Raw genomic sequence first — 17058 nt, 5'->3', positions numbered from 1 at the left:
TTTCACTGACCAGCACTAGACCAGTTGGCAAGTGGTAAGTCCTGTTCGCTCCCTGCCCGAGGTGACATCCCCGTGAGATCCAGACTCGTTCCCGGCGCCGCGGCGCTCGTCCTCGCCGTCGCCGCGCTCTCCGCGTGCGGCTCCTCCTCCGGATCCGGCGGCTCCGGTGACTCCGGCGACACCGGCGGTTCCGCCAAGACGCCGGCCCCCGCCAAGCTCACCGTGTGGATCATGCGCGGCAGCATGTCCGACGGTTTCCTCAGCCGCTTCAGGTCCGACTTCGAGGCCGGGCACAAGGGCACCACCCTGGACATCCAGATCCAGGAGTGGGACGGCATAGGCCAGAAGATCACCAGCGCGCTGGCCAGCAACGACGCGCCCGACGTGATGGAGGTCGGCAACACGCAGGTCGCGCAGTACGCGGCGAGCGGCGGCGTCAAGGACCTCACCGACAAGGTGACCGACCTCCAGGGCGCCGACTGGATTCCCGGCCTCGCCGACCCCGGCAAGATCGACGGCAAGCAGTTCGGCATCCCCTGGTACGCGGCCAACCGCGTCGTGATCTACAACAAGGACCTCTTCTCGAAGGCGGGCATCGCCGCGCCGCCCAAGACCCGCGACGAGTGGATCCAGGACACCACCAAGCTCAACACCGGGGGCAACGACGGCATTTACCTGCCGGGACAGACCTGGTACGCGCTGGCCGGATTCATCTGGGACGAGGGCGGCGACCTGGCGGTCCAGGACGGCGACAACTGGAAGGGCGCGCTGGACACCCCGCAGGCCAAGGCGGGCATGGAGTTCTACAAGCGGCTCCAGGCGCTCGGCAAGGGCCCGAAGGACTCCGACGAGGCCAAGCCGCTCCAGGCCGACGTCTTCGCCAAGGGCAAGAGCGCGCAGATCATCTCGGTGCCCGGCGGCGCCGACGCCATCGTCAAGGCCAATCCCGCGATGAAGGACAAGATCGGCTTCTTCCCGATCCCCGGCAAGACCGCCGACAAGCCGGGCGCGGTCTTCACCGGCGGCTCCGACCTGGTGATCCCCGAGGCGTCCCGGCACCAGGCGCTCGCCTACGAGGTGGTCAAGGCGCTCGCGGGCACCAAGTGGCAGACGGACATGGCCAAGGAGATGAGCTACGTGCCCAACCGCACCTCGCTCGCGGGGGTGTTGGCGGGCAACGAGGGCGCCTCGGTGATGGCGGTCGGCGCGGCCAACGGCCATGCCACGCCCAACTCGCCCAACTGGGCGGCGGTCGAGGCCAACAACCCGATCAAGCAGTACATGACGCAGGTGCTGACCGGCAGCGACCCGGACGCGGCGGGCAAGACGGCCTCGGCGGCCGTCACCAAGGCCCTCGACACCGCCTCCTGACCGGCCACGCCCCGCCCGCTCCCTATCTGATCCGCGTCCGCCCGACAGCGTCCGATCAGCGCCCCGAGGAGAACCGCCGTGCTCACCGCTCCCAACGCCGCCTCACGGCCGGCCGTCGCGGAACCGCCACCGCCGCCCCGCGAACGTCGGCGCCGCCGCCGCCCGCTCGCCGCGGTCTGGCCGTATCTGCTGGTCGCCCCCACCGTGGTGGGCACGGCCTTCCTGCTGGTCTACCCGCTGGTCAGAAACACCGTCATGTCGTTCCAGCACTTCGGCCTCGGCGAGCTGATCCGCGGCGGCGCCACCTGGGTCGGCTTCGCCAACTACAGTACGGTGCTGGACGATCCGGAGTTCTGGACGGTGGTCCGCCGCACCCTGTGGTGGACCGGGCTGAACGTCGTGCTGATCATGGTGCTCGGCACGCTGGTCTCGCTGATGCTCGTCAAGCTCGGCAAGCGGATGCGGCTCGCGGTGATGAGCGGTCTGGTCCTGGCCTGGGCCACTCCGGTGATCGCGGCCACCACGATCTTCCAGTGGCTGTTCCAGTCCCGTTTCGGAGTGGTCAACTGGCTACTGGTAAAGCTGGGCTTCGAGTCGTACCGCGACTACACCTGGTTCGCGCACGGCGGCTCGACCTTCGCGATCCTGGTGACGCTGGTGGTCTGGCAGTCCGTGCCGTTCGCGGCGCTGACCCTCTACGGCGGCCTGACCACGATCCCGGCGGAGCTGTACGAGTCGGCCAGGATCGACGGCGCGGGCGCCTGGCAGACCTTCCGGCTGGTCACCTTCCCCATGCTGCGCCCGCTGTTCGCGCTGATCACCTCGCTTGAGGTGATCTGGTGCTTCAAGTGCTTCGCCCAGATCTGGGTGATCAGCGAGGGCGGTCCCAACGGGGCGACCACCACGCTGCCGGTCTACGCCTTCCAGATCGCGCAGTCCCTGCACAAGTACGACCTCGGGTCCGCGGTCTCCACGCTGACCGTCCTGATCCTGCTCGGCGTGCTGGTCTTCAACCTGCGCCGGATGTTCCGTGAGGAGGGCGCGCAGTGAGCACGTTCACCGCAACTGGTAAGGCCCCGCGCGCGGGCGGACCGGGCGGACCGGGCGGACCGGGCGGACCGGGCGGACCGGGCGGGCCGGGCCGTCGGAACCGGCCGGTCCGCGGGTCCCTGCGGCGGCTGCCGCTCAATCTGGCCGCGCTGTTCACGCTGGCGGTCGCCGCCTTCCCCGTCTACTGGATGGTGATCACGGCCTTCAAGCCGACCACCGCCATCCAGGCCGACACCCCGTCCTTCCTGCCGCTGCACCCCACCTTCGCGCACTTCCGCACGGCCATGCACGCCGACGGCTTCGGCACCTTCTGGCGCAACAGCCTGACCGTGACGCTCGGCGCGGTGCTGATGTCGCTGGTGGTGGCGCTGCTGGCGGCCTTCGCGGTCGGCCGGATGCGCTGGCGCGGCCGGCGGGCCTTCATCCTGCTGGTCTTCACCGCGCAGATGGCGCCGTGGGAGGCGCTGCTGATCCCGATGTACGTGATCGCGCGGGACACCGACATGCTCGACAAGCTGTCGATGCTGACGCTGGTCTACTTCATGACGACGCTGCCGTTCACGATCGTGACGCTGCGCGGCTTCCTCGCGGCGATCCCGGTGGAACTGGAGGAGGCCGCCCAAGTGGACGGCTGCACAAGGCCGCAGGCGTTCCGCCGGGTCACCTTCCCGCTGCTCGCGCCCGGCCTGCTGTCCACGTCGCTGTTCGGCTTCATCACGGCGTGGAACGAGTTCGCCTTCGCCAACACGCTGATCATCAAGAACCAGGACGCCCGCACGCTGCCGGTCTGGCTCTCCTCGTTCAGCAATGTCTTCGGTACCGACTGGGGCGCCACGATGGCCGCCTCCTCGCTGTTCATGCTGCCCGTGCTGCTGGTCTTCCTCGTCCTCCAGAACCGGGTCACCACCGGAATGACCGCCGGCGCCGTGAAGGGCTGACCGCGCGACCGCTGTCCACGCTCCCTGCCCGCGACCGCTGTCCACGCCCCCTGCCCCCGCGACCGCTCCCCGCGCCCGCTCCCAGGTCACCTCGCTCGACGCCGTCGACCGCCGACCCCCGCCGCCCCCACTGGAGCCGCTGTGATCATTCCGCACCCCTCCCATCTCGCCCGTATCCCCGGCCACTTCACCTTCGACGCGACCACGTCCGTCCGGGCGAGCGACGGCGCCCAGGGCGCGGCGGACCTGCTGCGTACGCTGCTCGCGCCCGCCACCGGGCTGCCGCTGCGGCCCTCGCCCACCGGCCGGGTGGTGCTCGCGCTCGACCCCGAGCTCGGCGGTCTCGGCGCGGAGGGCTACGGCCTGACCGTCGGGCCCGACGCGGTGCTGCTGCGGGCGGCCAGGCCGGCGGGGCTGCTGCACGGTGTGCAGACGATCCGTCAACTGCTGCCCGCGCAGGCCCTGTCGGAGCGCCCGGAGAGCGGGGTGGCCTGGCGCATGCCGTGCGTGCAGGTCACGGACGTGCCGAGGTTCGGCTGGCGCGGCATGATGCTGGACGTCGCCCGGCACTTCCAGCCGGTGTCGTTCCTGCGGCGCTTCGTGGACCTGCTGGCGTTCCACAAGCTGAACGTGCTGCATCTGCACCTGACCGACGACCAGGGCTGGCGGATGCCGGTCGCCGCCTACCCCCGGCTCACCGAGGTCGGCGGGGCCAGGTCCCGCTCGATGATCGGGCGTTCGGGCAGCGGCCGGTTCGACGACCTGCCGCACGCGGGGGCGTACACCACCGCAGAGCTGCGGTCGCTGGTCGCCTACGCGGCCGAGCGCGGCGTCACGGTGGTGCCGGAGATCGAGATGCCGGGGCACACCCGCGCGGCGCTGGCGGCCTATCCGCACCTGGGGAACGTGCCGGGGCGCGAGCTGGACGTGTGGACCGAGTGGGGTGTGTGCCGCAACATCCTCGGCGTCCACGACGAGGTGCTGGACTTCTGCCGCACCGTGCTCGGCGAGGTGCTCGACGTGTTCCCCTCCTCGTACGTGCACATCGGCGGCGACGAGTGCCCGGTCACCGAGTGGGAGGAGAGCCCGGCGGCGCGGCGGCGCGCGGCGGAGCTGGGCCTGGCCGCGCCCAAGGACCTGCGCGGCTGGTTCCTCGGGCGGATCGGCGACTTCCTGATCGAGGCGGGGCGGCGCCCGCTGTGCTGGGCGGAGGACTCGGGCACGCTGCCGCCGGAGTTCACCGTGATGCCGTGGCGGGACACCGACCACGGGCTGGCCGCCGCCCGGCGCGGCCACGACGTGATCATGGCGCCGCACCGCTCGACGTATCTGGACTACCCGCAGACCGAACAGCCCGGTGAACCGCTCGGCCAGGCGGGCGGAATCGTCGACCTGCGGGCCGTGCACGGCGGCGAGACCGTACCCGCCGACTGGGAACCGGCCGCGGCGGCACGGGTGCTGGGCACGCAGGCGCAGCTCTGGAGCGAATTCGTGCCGACCGCCGAACACGCCGAGTACCTGGTCTTCCCCCGGCTGTGCGCGCTGGCCGACCGGGCCTGGAATCCGGCGGGCGACTGGTCGACGGACTTCCTGCCCGCCCTGCTCCGGCACGAGGACCGGCTGGCGGCGCTGGGTATCGCCCACCGGACGATCCCGCACCCCGCGGTCCCGCCGCACACCCCCCGAGCCACCTCCCGCACCACCTCTCCCCGGACCATCTCCCAGTAGTCCCGCACCATCACCCCCCTCTGGAAAGGGATCACCGTGTCAGGAAAGTTCCGCATGTCGACCCGCGTCCGTACGGCGATGGCCGTCTGTACGGCGGCCGGTCTCGCCTGCGCCGCGCTCACCGCGATGCCCGCCTCGGCGGCGCAGGACTCGCTGAGCGCGCAGTACCGCACCAGCGCCTCCGGCGCCACCGCCGACCAGTCGGAGCCGTGGCTGGAGGTCACCAACACCGGCAGCACCACGGTGCCGTTGAACACCGTCACCGTGCGGTACTACTTCAAGTCCGACGGCCCGAACGTCAGTTACCGCTTCGCGTGCTCGTGGGCGGTCAAGGGCTGCGGCAACATCACCGGCACCTTCGGGACGCTGGCCAATCCGACGGCCACCGCGGACCGCTACCTGGAGATCGGCTTCACCTCGGGCGCGGGTTCGCTGACGCCGGGTCAGAACACCGGTGACATGCAACTGCGGTTCTACCGCGCCGACTGGCAGACCCTCACGCAGTCCGACGACTACTCCTTCAACGGCTCGCAGACGGCCTACGCGAACTGGAACAAGGTCACGGTGCAGAAGAGCGGCGCCGTGGTCTGGGGCACCGCGCCCGCGGGCAACGACCCGACCAACCCGCCCACCACTCCCCCGACCACCCCGCCGACCGGCAACCCGACCGGTCCCGCGATGTTCGACGACTTCACCTACACCTCCAGCTCCGACCCGGCCGTGCAGCAGCACGGCTGGACGGTCAAGTCCGGTCAGGGCGGCCCCGGTGTGGCCGGCGCCACCTGGTCGCCGCAGGACGTGACCTTCGTCGCCGACGGCGCGAGCAACAAGGTGATGAATCTGCGGCTCACCACCGACGGCACGGCGGCGGGCACCAAGGAGACCGAACTCCAGACCACCGCAAGGAAGTTCAAGAACGGCACCTACGCGGCCCGGGTCAAGTTCAACGACACACCGACCGGCGGCCCCGACGGCGACCACGTCAACCAGACCTTCTTCACCTTCACGCCGCTCAACGCGCCGATGGACCCGAACTACAGCGAGCAGGACTTCGAGTACCTGCCCAACGGCGGCTGGGGCGAGACCCAGAACATCATGTACGAGACGTCCTGGGAGACCTACAACCCGGACCCGTGGAACGCGGTCAACACCCACGGCCAGCAGTACGGCAGCCTCGACGGCTGGCACAACCTCCAGATCACCATCGACAACACGAACATCACCTACTACATCGACGGCAACCAGGTCGCGCAGCACGGCGAGCCGTACCTGCCCGAGACGCCGCAGTGGATCGACTTCAACCACTGGCTGATCGACCTCGCGGGCCAGACGAGCAACACCCCGCGCTCGTACAACCAGCAGGTCGACTACGTGTACTTCCTCAAGGACCAGGTGCTGACGCCCGCCCAGGTGCAGACCCAGGTCGCGGCCTACCGCACGGCGGGCACCACCTTCACGGACACCGTGCCGTCCTCCTGATCCGGTGGCGCGGCCGGGACCCCGGACCGGGGGCCCGGCCCGCCGTCCGGTCGCCGGCCCCCCGGACCTCCCCGCGCGGGAAGTCCGGGGGGCCGGCGGGTTTCTGTTATCCCCCTGGTCGTGGCAGCGTCTCCTGTCCGAGGGCAGATACGTGTCACCCGGCCGGAGTCCGGGCCAGGACGGAGTGTGAGCAGCATGCGCGCAGGCGACCGGGTCGGTCCCGACCCCGCGTTGGTGAGTGCCGCGCGGGCGGGCGACCAGGCGGCACTCGACCGGCTGGTCGCGGAGTGCCTGCCGCTGGTCTACAACATCGTCGGGCGCGCCCTGGACGGGCACGACGATGTGGACGACGTGGTGCAGGAGACGCTGCTGCGGGTGGTCCGCGGCCTGTCCGACCTGCGCGACCCGGCGGCGTTCCGCTCCTGGCTGGTGGCCATCGCGGTCCGCCAGGTGCGCGACCGCGAGCAGGCGCGCAAGGCGGCGTGGCACCAGCAGACCGCCCTGGACGCGGCGGAGCTGATACCGGACCCGGCCTCGGACTTCGCCGCCGTGACGATCCTGCGGCTCGGGCTGACCGACCAGCGCCGGGAGATCGCGGAGGCCACCCGCTGGCTGGACCGCGACGACCGTACGCTGCTCGCGCTGTGGTGGCTGGAGGAGACCGGCGACCTCGGCCGCTCGGAGCTGGCCGACGCCCTGGGCCTGACCCGGCAGCACGCCGCGGTGAAGGTCCAGCGGATGAAGGAACAGCTCGAAACCTCGCGCACGGTGGTGCGGGCGCTCGGCGACGCGGGCGGCTGCGCGGGTCTCACGCATGTGACCGGCGGCTGGGACGGTGTGCCGAGCCCGCTGTGGCGCAAGCGCTTCGCGCGGCACATCCGCGGCTGCCCGGACTGCGGGCAGCGCGGCCGGACGCTGCTGCCGATGGACCGGCTGCTCAGCGGGCTGCCGCTGCTGCCGGTGCCGCTCGGGATGCCGTTCAGCGCGCCCTTCGGCGGGCACGCCCCGGCGGCGCCCCCGCACACCGGCCCCGCGGGCCCGCCGCCCGCGCACTCCCCGATACCCCCCTCCCAGGCCGCTCCCCAAGCGGCGGCCCCGCGCACCGCTCCGCGACACCGCCCCCCACGGCGGAGCGGTGCGCCCCGGGGAATCCGCGGCAGGCTGCTGCACGGTCCGCTGAGCGTCCCGGCCGCCGCGATGGGCGCGGTCGCGGCGGTGGCGGCCGGAGCGCTGCTGGCCGTGCACCTGTCGGCCGACCGGTCCCCCGGCACCCCGGCCGCCGACAGCACGCCGATCCGTCCTTCGGTGACGATCTCGGCGCCCGCCACGACCGCCTCCCCCTCCCCCACGCCGTCCGCGACGAGGACCGGCGCCAAGCCGACGACGAAGCCGCCGCGCAAGCCCACGCCGACGACCCATGCGCCGCCGCCCGCGGCGCCGCCGGTCGCGCCGGTCTCCTCGGTCCGCAAGGGCGTCGGGGTGTGGTCCTTCCCCGGTGTGAACACCGCGCTCGACCGGTCGGGCGCGGGCTGGTACTACACGTGGTCCACGACGCACGGCGGCATCAGCGGACCCGGCTTCGTGCCGATGATCTGGGGCGGTGACAGCGCGAGTCCGACGGCGCTGGCGCAGGCGAAGGCGGCGGGTCCGTACCTGCTGGGCTTCAACGAGCCGGACATGGGCGGCCAGGCGAACATGACGGTGGATCAGGCGCTGTCGCTGTGGCCGAAGTTGATGGCGAACGGCAAGGTGCTCGGCAGTCCCGCGGTCGCCTACGGCGGCGACACGGCCGGCGGCTGGCTCGACCGGTTCATGTCGGGGGCTCAACAGCGCGGCTACCGCGTCGACTTCATCGCCCTGCACTGGTACGGCGGGGACTTCACGACGCCGAACGCGGTCTCCCAGCTCAAGTCGTATCTGACGGCGGTCCACAACCGGTACAACAAGCCGATCTGGCTCACCGAATTCGCGCTGATCGACTTCGCCAACGGCGTCCGCTTCCCGACCGACAGCCAGCAGGCCGCCTTCGTGACGGCCGCGACGAAGATGCTCGACGGACTGCCGTGGCTCCAGCGGTACGCCTGGTTCGGGCTGCCCGCCGACGACAACAAGCCGAGCAGCGGGCTGTTCCACAGCGGTCCGGTGGAGACGGCGGCGGGGCGGGCGTTCGAGGCGGCGCGCTGAGCGGTCGTCAGCGCGCCGCCTCACCCGGCGGGCCGCTCGAACCGCACCTCGGGCGTCCGCGCCCGCGGGTCGGAGGCGGCCAGCAGCCGCAGACCCTCCGCGTCGAGCGCGTCCCGGTCGGCCGGGCGCAGCGGCGCGAAGGGCGCGACGACGACGGCCGCCGTGTCCTTGGCACGCTCGAACCGCCAGGTGCCGCCGACGAATCCGTCGACCAGGACCGTGCCGCGGATGATGCCGTTGACGGTCATCACCCGCGGCCGGTGCTCGTCGGCGAGGACGCGGGTGCGGTCGGCGTGCGAGAGCAGCAGATTGTCGAAGTCGGCGACGAAGCGCGCGGAGACCTCGGTGGCGGGGTCGGTGAGTTCCGCGTCCGGCAGGTCGTACAGCTCCCTGCCGTCCTCGGCGGTGTAGGTCCGGCAGTCCAGCGCGGTGAAGACCTTCTTGAGGCCGGTGAGTCCGCACCACTTCTGCATGTCGGCGGGGGTGGCGGGGCCGGACGCGGCCAGGTAGCGGCGGACCAGCGCGGCCGGTTCCGCGGCGGTCGCGGCGGGGTCGGCCATCGGCTGTCCCAGCCAGTCGTCCAGCAGGGTGTAGGCGGGCTGGGCGCTCGCGCCCCACAGCCCGCGCGGCGGCACCTGTGCCAGCGGCGCCCACACCCGTAGCGCGTTGACCAGCGAGGCGGGGTCCGCGTCGGGCCAGCGAGCGCTCAGCGCGGTACGCAACTCGGCGGGTCCCAGCGGCCGTTCGGCCAGCGCCTCGCGGCCGTGCGCGACCAGTTCCGCGCGGTCGACGCCCGCGGCGCCCGCCGCCCACTGCGAGCCGCGAAATCCCCGGTCCAGCATCGGCTGGATCCACGGCCGCAGCCGCAGCGCGTCCGCCGCCGTCACCAGATGCACGGTGCCGCGCATCAAGACGACGCGCACCACCGCGCGTTCGGTGAGCAGCGTGCCCAACTCGTCGAAGCGGAAGCCGTTCAGCCGGGTCCACAGGCCCGGATAGGGCGAGGTGGGGTGCTGCGACTGGAGTCCGAGCAGATGGGCGACGGCGTCCTCGGCGGCCGTCCGCCGCCGGTCCAGCAGCAGCTGGCGCGCGAGCAGGGTCCGGTTGAGAGTGCGGCGGTCGAGCGGCGTGAGCATGGCTCCTACGCTAGGGCCCGTCGCGGACAGTCGCTGTCCGCGACGGCGGGCGGGCGGTGCGGGCGGTGCGCGCGACGACCGAGCCACTGGCCACCCTGACCTGCGGGAAGAAACGGTTTTCGGTCCCCGAACCAAGTGATGGGTGACAGGTGGCAGACAGCACAGGAGGTCCCCGCGTGCAGATACCCACGCACGAGCCCGGACGGAACCGAACCCCGTTCGGCGAGGTGTACGAGGCGCACTTCGACGCCGTTCTCGGCTTCATTACCCGGAGAACCACCGACCGGCACTTGGCCGCCGACCTGACCGCCGACGTCTTCGTGGCCGCGCTGGAGACATTCGAGGGTTACGACCCCAGGCGCGGCACGCACCTCATGTGGCTCTACGGGATCGCCCGCAACACCACGGCCGCGCATGCCCGCCGCGCGGTACGTGAGCGGGACGCGGTGGCCGCGGTCAGCGGTCGGCGGCTGCTGGACGAGCAGGACATGCAGCGCTTCGAGGAGCGCATCGACGCCGAATGGGCGGCCAGGGAGTTGCTCGCCCGGCACGCCGGGCTCTCCGAGCCGCTGCGCGCGGTGATCGACCTCGTCGCTGTCGACGGTCTCACGACCAAGGAGGCCGCGAAGGTGCTCCGGATCTCCCAGGCGACCGCCCGGGTCCGCCTGCACCGCGCCCGCGCCGCCCTGCGTGCCGAATCCACCACCCCGTCCGCCGCATTCGATTCCCCCCTCACGGAGGTCACCCGATGAACACCCCGGTCGGATTCAAGCAACGCCTCGGTGCCGAGCTGGCCCTACTGGAACAGGTACGAGCCGAACAGCGGGAAACAGAGCGGGCATCCCGACGAAAGGTGCCGGTGGCCGCCCGCGGGATGCTCGCACGCCCCGCCGTACGTCGGACCGCGTTCGCGGGCCTGGCCGCGGGCGTGGCGGCCACCACGATCGTCGCGACCTCCTCCGTCCGGGGAGCGCAGCCCCAACCGGTACACGCCATGACGGTCGCCCAGGTGCTGGACGCCGCCGCGGACAACGCCGCGAAGGGTCCGGGCAAGGAGCCGGGTCTCCACCAGTGGTTGTACACGGACGATGTTGTCTGCGTGACGACGTGCGGGCACGAGCGGTCCTGGTACCGGTACGACGGTCTCAAGAGCGCGTCGGTCGGCAAGTCATTGGCGTCAGGAAACCGCACTGCCGTCCAGGTGCGCGATGTCTTCACCCCCTTCCGCTCGGGGAAGGTCGGGGACCATCCGCGGGAGACCCGCGAGGTTCTGTCCCGACTGCCCACCGATCCCCACGAGCTCCTCAAGCGGGTGAGTACTGACCCCTTCTTCAACAGTTCAGGAGAAGAGCCGGGCGCGGCCCCCACCAACGGAATATTCCACAGCCTGGGTGAACGGCCCCCGGCCGTCACACCCGCAGCGCAGTTCACCAGGATCCTCCACATTCTGCGGACCGCATCGACCGTCCCGCCCCGGATCAACGCCGCGCTTTACCACGCGCTGGCGCTGATCCCCGGAACCACGCTGGTCAGCACGCCGATGCGAGACGCGGCCGGTCGGCCGGGACTCGCCATCGCCTTCGATTTCCACGATCGGCAACGAACGCACGAGTACCTCATCCTGGACCCGAGCACGTACACCTACCGCGGCGACCGCGTCGACTGGCACGGAGAGAGCGACTTCTCCGATTCCTTCGCCCGCGTGACGACCGGCGTCGTCGACCATCCCGGCCAGATGCCCGGCGGCCCCGCCCCGGACCCCTCGGACATCGTGGAACTGCCCCCGGTCGTCCAGGCGCCGCTCAAAGCACGCTGACCGACACCGCCAACAGGAGTTCGGGCCGCCCTGGACCCGGGCCCCGCAACGGGGGTGCGGCGAGGGCCGGGTCCGGCTCCCCATCGGGGACCCGGACCCGGTCTCGGCGGGCCGGTGGCCGCTACGCGGCCGGGGAGCCCAGGCGGCGGGACGGGGTCTTGGGCTCGTGGTGGATCGGGGTGCGGGCGCCGGTGAGGGGGGCGCCGGAGCCGCCGCGCGAGTGGGCGACGATCTCGGCGGCGATCGACAGGGCGGTCTCCTCGGGCGTGCGGGCGCCGAGGTCGAGGCCGATCGGCGAGTGGAGCCTGGCCAGGTCGAGTTCGGTCACCCCGGTATCGCGCAGCCGGTCCAGGCGCGCGAGATGGGTGCGGCGCGAGCCCATCGCGCCGATGTAGGCCAGCGGCAGCCGCAACGCCCGCTCCAGCAGGGGGATGTCGAACTTGGCGTCGTGGGTGAGGACGCAGACCGCCGTACGGCCGTCCAGCCGCCGCTGCCGCGCCTCTGCCTCCAGGTAGCGGTGCGGCCAGTCGACGACCACCTCGTCGGCCTCGGGGAAGCGGCGGGCGGTGGCGAAGACCGGCCGCGCGTCGCAGATCGTCACGTGGTAGCCGAGGAACTTGCCCGCCCGTACCAGCGCGGACGCGAAGTCGATCGCCCCGAAGACCAGCATCCGCGGCGGCGGCACGCTGGCCTCGACCAGCAGGGTGAGCGGCGCGCCGCAGCGGCTGCCGTCCGCGCCGATCACGACGGTCCCGGTGCGCCCGGCGGCCAGCAGCGCGCGGGTCTCGGCCGCCGCCGTACGGTCCCGCTCGTCGTCACCGAGCGAGCCCGCGTACGCACCGGCGCCCTCGGCCTCGCGGACCAGCAGCGCCCGGCCCAGCAGCTCCGCCGGGCCCTCGACCACACGGGCCACCGCCGCCGCCTCGCCGGAGACGGCCGCGGCCAGCGCCGCGACGACCTCGGGCCGTACCGCGGGGTCGATCCGCTGCACGAAGATGTCGATCGCGCCGCCGCAGGTCAGGCCGACGGCGAAGGCGTCCTCGTCGGAGTAGCCGAAGTGCTGGAGGACCGCGGCCGCGTCGGGGCCCGCGGCCAGCACCTCCCGGCACAGCTCGTAGACCGCGCCTTCCACGCACCCGCCGGACACGCTGCCGATGGCGTCGCCGCCGCCGTCGACGGCGAGCGCCGCACCGGGCTGGCGCGGGGCGCTGCCGCCGGTCGCGACGACCGTCGCGACGGCGAACGGACGCCCGAGACCGCACCAGCGGTACAACTCGTCAGCGATGTCCAGCATGGCGTTCCAGCTCCTTCTTCCTACAACTCGCTCTGCCCGGCGATCACTTGACGCCGAGCCAGCCCTCGATCGGGTGCAGGGCGAAATAGACGACGAAGACGGCCGTGAGAATCCACATGAACAGCCCCGGCTCGCGCCACTTGCCCTGCGCGGCCTTGATGGCGGTGTACGAGACGGCCCCGGCACCGACTCCCGCGGTGATGGAGTAGGTGAACGGCATGAGGGCGACGGTCATGAAGACCGGTACGGCCACGGCGCGGTCGGACCAGTCGACGTGCCGTGCGTTGCTCATCATCATCGCGCCGATCACGACGAGCGCGGCGGCGGCGACCTGGCCGGGCACGATCTGGGCCAGCGGGGTGAAGAACAGGCCGAGCGCGAAGAGGACGCCGGTGACGACCGAGGACAGGCCGGTGCGGGCGCCCTCGCCGACGCCGGTCGCGGACTCGATGAAGACGGTCTGCCCCGACGCTCCCGCGACGCCGCCGATCGCGCCGCCCGCGCCGTCGACGAACAGCGCCTTCGACAGGCCCGGCATCCGGCCCTTGTCGTCGGCGAGCCCAGCCTCGGTGCCGACGCCGATGATGGTGGCCATCGCGTCGAAGAACCCGGCGAGCACCAGAGTGAAAACGATGACGCCGACGGTCATACCGCCGATCGAGCCCCAGCCGCCGAACTCGACATGGCCGAAGAGCCCGAAGTCCGGCATCGAGACCGCGCTGCCCTCCAGCTTGGGCGCGCTGCCTCCCCAGTCGGCCGCCGTGAGGTCGCCCGCCGCGTTGACGATCACGGACAGGACGGTGCCGGCCACGATGCCGATCAGGATCGCGCCCGGCAGATTCCTGGCCTGGAGCATGAAGATCAGCAGCAGGGTCACGCAGAAGAGCAGCACGGGCCAGCCGCGCAGCTGGCCGCCGGCGCCGAGGGCGACCGGGGCCGTGCCGTGCGGGTCGCCCTTGCCGACGAAACCGGCGTTGACCAGGCCGATCATCGCGATGAACATGCCGATGCCGATGGTGATGCCGTGCTTGAGCGCCAGCGGTATCGCGTTCATGACGATCTCGCGCAGCCCGGTGACCACCAGCAGCACGATGACGCCGCCGTAGATCACGCACATACCCATAGCCTGCGGCCAGGTCATGTTCGGAGCCACTTGGGTGGAGATCACCCCGGCCACGCTCAGCCCCGCCGCGAGCGCGAGCGGCACCTTGCCGACGAAGCCCATCAGCAGGGTGGAGACGGCGGCGGCCAGCGCCGTCGCGGTGATCAGCGCGGCGTGGCTGAGCTTGTGCCCCGCCACGTCGGGTCCCGACAGCAGCAGCGGGTTGAGGAGCAGGATGTAGCACATCGCCATGAAGGTCGTGATGCCGCCGCGGACCTCGCGGGGGATCGACGAGCCTCGGGCCGAGATGTGGAAGTACCGGTCGAGCCAGGATCTCCCGGCGGGCTGTCGCGAGCCTTCGCCCGCGTCCTCCGCCGCCGTCCGCGGCTCTACTGGCGTCTGGGTCATGGTGCCAACTCCCAAGGTTCACAGGGGCACTCGTACGCGGTGTACGGGATTTGGGATCTGCGTGGCCTGCACGACCCGGGGGACGGCCCGAGACGAACAAGAAAGGGGGACCGGGGGGCGGGAGCCCCCCGGCCGCCTAGGTTCCGGTCAGGTGCTCCGGCCGGATCGGGGTCCGGTTCAACTCCAGCCCCGTCGCGTTCCTGATCGCCGCGAGGACCGCGGGAGTGGACGACAACGTGGGCGCCTCGCCGACGCCGCGCAGGCCGTAGGGCGCGTGCTCGTCGGCGAGTTCGAGCACGTCGACCGGGATGGTCGGCGTGTCGAGGATCGTGGGGATCAGGTAGTCCGTGAAGGACGGGTTGCGGACCTTGGCGGTCCTGGGGTCGACGATGATCTCCTCCATCACCGCCACGCCCAGGCCCTGCGTGGTGCCGCCCTGGATCTGGCCGACGACCGACAGCGGGTTGAGCGCCTTGCCGACGTCCTGGGCGCAGGCGAGTTCGACCACCTTGACCAGGCCCAGTTCGGTGTCGACCTCGACCACCGCGCGGTGCGCGGCGAAGCTGTACTGGACGTGTCCGTTGCCCTGTCCGGTGCGCAGGTCGAACGCGACGGTCGGGCGGTGCCTGAACTCCAGTTCCAGGTCGACGGCTTCGTCCTCCAGGACGTCCGCGATGTCGGCCAGCGCCTCGCCGCCGTCGGTGACGACCTTGCCGCCCTCCAGCAGGAGTTCGGCGGTGGCCCACGCCGGGTGGTAGGTGCCGAATTTGCGGCGGCCGGTCTCCAGCACCTTCTCGCGTACGGCTTCGCAGGTGTTCTTCACCGCGCCGCCGGTCATGTACGTCTGCCGGGAGGCGGAGGTGGAACCGGCCGAGCCGACCCGGGTGTCGGCGGGCTGGATGGTGACCTGGGTGACGCCGAGTTCGGTGCGGGCGATCTGGGCGTGCACGGTGACGCCGCCCTGGCCGACCTCGGCCATCGCGGTGTGCACGGTCGCGACCGGCTCGCCGTTGATGACCTCCATCCGCACCCGGGCGGTGGAGTAGTCGTCGAAGCCCTCGGAGAAGCCGACGTTCTTGATGCCGACCGCGTAGCCGACACCGCGTACGACGCCTTCGCCGTGCGTGGTGTTGGACAGGCCGCCGGGCAGCGCGCGTACGTCGGCGGCTCCCCCGGCCACCTCCCACTGGCGCTCGGGCGGCAGCGGGCGGGCCTTGACCCGGCGCAGCAGTTCGGCGACCGGCGCGGGCGAGTCGACGGGCTGGCCCGTCGGCATGAGCGTGCCCTGCTCCATGGCGTTGAGCTGACGGAACTCGACCGGGTCCAGGCCGAGTTCGGCCGCGACCTTGTCCATCTGCGCCTCGTAGGCGAAGCACGCCTGGACCGCGCCGAAGCCGCGCATCGCGCCGCAGGGCGGGTTGTTGGTGTAGAGGGCCAGCGCCTCGATGTCGACGTCCTCGACGACGTACGGGCCGACCGACAGGGAGGCGGCGTTGCCGACGACGGCCGGGGAGGCGGAGGCGTAGGCGCCGCCGTCCAGCACGATCCGGCACTTGATGTGGGTGAGCTTGCCGTCGCGGGTCGCGCCGTGCTCGTACCAGAGCTTGGCGGGGTGGCGGTGGACGTGGCCGAAGAAGGACTCGAAGCGGTTGTAGACGATCTTGACGGGCTTGCCGGTGCGCAGCGCCAGCAGGCAGGCGTGGATCTGCATCGACAGGTCCTCACGGCCGCCGAAGGCGCCGCCGACGCCGGAGAGCGTCATCCGGACCTTCTTCTCCGGCAGCCCGAGGACCGGCGCGATCTGCCGCAGGTCGGAGTGGAGCCACTGGGTGGCCACGTAGAGGTCGACGCCGCCGTCCTCGCCGGGCACGGCCAGGCCGGACTCGGGGCCGAGGAACGCCTGGTCCTGCATGCCGAAGACGTACTCGCCGCTGACGACCACGTCGGCGCGGGCCGCCCCCGCGTCCGCGTCGCCGCGCACGATGGGCTGGCGGTGGACGATGTTGGGGTGCGGGACATGGCCGATGTGGTGGTCCTCGCGGCCCTCGTGGACCAGGACGGCACCGGGCGCGGTGGCGGACGCCTCGTCGGTGATCACCGGCAGGTCGACGTACTCCACGCGGATCTTCGCGGCGGCGCGGCGCGCGGTCTCCGGGTGGTCGGCGGCGACCAGCGCGACCGGCTCGCCGTGGTGGCGGACCTTGCCGTGGGCGAGGACCGGGGTGTCCTGGATCTCCAGGCCGTAGTTCTTCACCTCGGTGGGCAGGTCGTCGTAGGTGAGCACCGCGTAGACGCCCGAGGTGGCCAGCGCCTGCGAGGTGTCGATGGAGCGGATCTCGGCGTGCGCGACGGTGCTGCGCAGCGTGTAGCCCCACAGCATGTCCTCGTGCCACAGGTCGGAGGAGTACGCGAATTCGCCGGTGACCTTCAGGATGCCGTCGGGGCGCAGCGTGGACTCGCCGATGCCGCCTTTGGAGGCGGCGCCCTGAGTGAGGCTGGTGGGTGTCCGGGTGACGGACGAACCGGCGCCGGGCGCGGGTGTGTTGGGCATG

Annotated in this window: 12 protein-coding genes; 8 read left to right on the top strand and 4 right to left on the bottom strand. The window is 71.8% G+C overall.

All coding sequences use genetic code 11. The features are described from left to right. Nucleotides 1-72 precede the first annotated feature (72 nt). The 6 genes from ACFZAM_RS24935 (at nucleotide 73) to ACFZAM_RS24910 (ending at nucleotide 8750) form a co-directional block, all read left to right on the top strand. Nucleotides 73-1371 (top strand): extracellular solute-binding protein, encoded by a 1299-nt coding sequence (locus ACFZAM_RS24935; protein WP_391049425.1) that lies wholly within the window; start codon nucleotides 73-75, stop codon nucleotides 1369-1371. A 78-nt stretch (nucleotides 1372-1449) separates the two neighbouring features. Continuing rightward, a complete protein-coding gene (locus ACFZAM_RS24930; protein ID WP_391049423.1) occupies nucleotides 1450-2421 on the top strand; it encodes an ABC transporter permease subunit in 972 nt (323 codons plus the stop codon). Nucleotides 2422-2540: 119 nt separating this feature from the next. Beyond that, nucleotides 2541-3359: an ABC transporter permease subunit gene (locus ACFZAM_RS24925; protein ID WP_391049582.1), complete on the top strand. Its 819-nt coding sequence runs from the start codon at nucleotides 2541-2543 to the stop codon at nucleotides 3357-3359. A 141-nt stretch (nucleotides 3360-3500) separates the two neighbouring features. Continuing rightward, nucleotides 3501-5087 (top strand): family 20 glycosylhydrolase, encoded by a 1587-nt coding sequence (locus tag ACFZAM_RS24920; RefSeq protein ID WP_391049422.1) that lies wholly within the window; start codon nucleotides 3501-3503, stop codon nucleotides 5085-5087. 54 nt (nucleotides 5088-5141) lie between these two features. Then, nucleotides 5142-6566, top strand: coding sequence for a cellulose binding domain-containing protein (locus ACFZAM_RS24915; protein ID WP_355338895.1), 1425 nt, complete (start codon nucleotides 5142-5144; stop codon nucleotides 6564-6566). A 195-nt stretch (nucleotides 6567-6761) separates the two neighbouring features. Beyond that, complete coding sequence (locus ACFZAM_RS24910) at nucleotides 6762-8750, top strand: sigma-70 family RNA polymerase sigma factor (RefSeq protein WP_391049420.1); 1989 nt, start codon at nucleotides 6762-6764, stop codon at nucleotides 8748-8750. A gap of 20 nt (nucleotides 8751-8770) precedes the next feature. On the opposite strand, the gene ACFZAM_RS24905 is transcribed toward ACFZAM_RS24910, so the two are convergent. Continuing rightward, nucleotides 8771-9886 (bottom strand): DNA glycosylase AlkZ-like family protein, encoded by a 1116-nt coding sequence (locus ACFZAM_RS24905; protein WP_391049419.1) that lies wholly within the window; start codon nucleotides 9884-9886, stop codon nucleotides 8771-8773. Nucleotides 9887-10062: 176 nt separating this feature from the next. Between ACFZAM_RS24905 and ACFZAM_RS24900 the strand changes: the two genes are divergently transcribed. Both ACFZAM_RS24900 and ACFZAM_RS24895 read left to right on the top strand, forming a co-directional pair. Further along, nucleotides 10063-10638: a sigma-70 family RNA polymerase sigma factor gene (locus ACFZAM_RS24900; RefSeq protein WP_391049417.1), complete on the top strand. Its 576-nt coding sequence runs from the start codon at nucleotides 10063-10065 to the stop codon at nucleotides 10636-10638. Then, a complete protein-coding gene (locus tag ACFZAM_RS24895; RefSeq protein WP_391049415.1) occupies nucleotides 10635-11702 on the top strand; it encodes a CU044_5270 family protein in 1068 nt (355 codons plus the stop codon). The genes ACFZAM_RS24900 and ACFZAM_RS24895 overlap by 4 nt, the downstream gene beginning before the upstream one ends. A 121-nt stretch (nucleotides 11703-11823) precedes the next feature. On the opposite strand, the gene ACFZAM_RS24890 is transcribed toward ACFZAM_RS24895, so the two are convergent. The 3 genes from ACFZAM_RS24890 to ACFZAM_RS24880 all read right to left on the bottom strand — a co-directional run bounded on the left by ACFZAM_RS24890 (nucleotide 11824) and on the right by ACFZAM_RS24880 (nucleotide 17057). Next, nucleotides 11824-12996 carry an XdhC family protein gene (locus ACFZAM_RS24890; protein ID WP_391049413.1) on the bottom strand — a complete coding sequence of 391 codons (1173 nt, stop codon included), beginning with the start codon at nucleotides 12994-12996 and terminating at the stop codon, nucleotides 11824-11826. A gap of 43 nt (nucleotides 12997-13039) precedes the next feature. After that, nucleotides 13040-14506, bottom strand: a complete 1467-nt coding sequence (locus ACFZAM_RS24885; protein WP_391049411.1) for a solute carrier family 23 protein — start codon at nucleotides 14504-14506, stop codon at nucleotides 13040-13042. 136 nt (nucleotides 14507-14642) lie between these two features. After that, on the bottom strand, nucleotides 14643-17057 hold the full coding sequence (locus tag ACFZAM_RS24880; RefSeq protein ID WP_355338875.1) for a molybdopterin cofactor-binding domain-containing protein: 2415 nt from the start codon (nucleotides 17055-17057) through the stop codon (nucleotides 14643-14645). Nucleotide 17058: the final 1 nt, after the last annotated feature.

It is taken from the genome of Streptomyces sp. NPDC008079, assembly GCF_042957385.1.
Taxonomy (GTDB): domain Bacteria; phylum Actinomycetota; class Actinomycetes; order Streptomycetales; family Streptomycetaceae; genus Actinacidiphila.
This window is presented reverse-complemented; position numbering and strand designations above follow the sequence as displayed.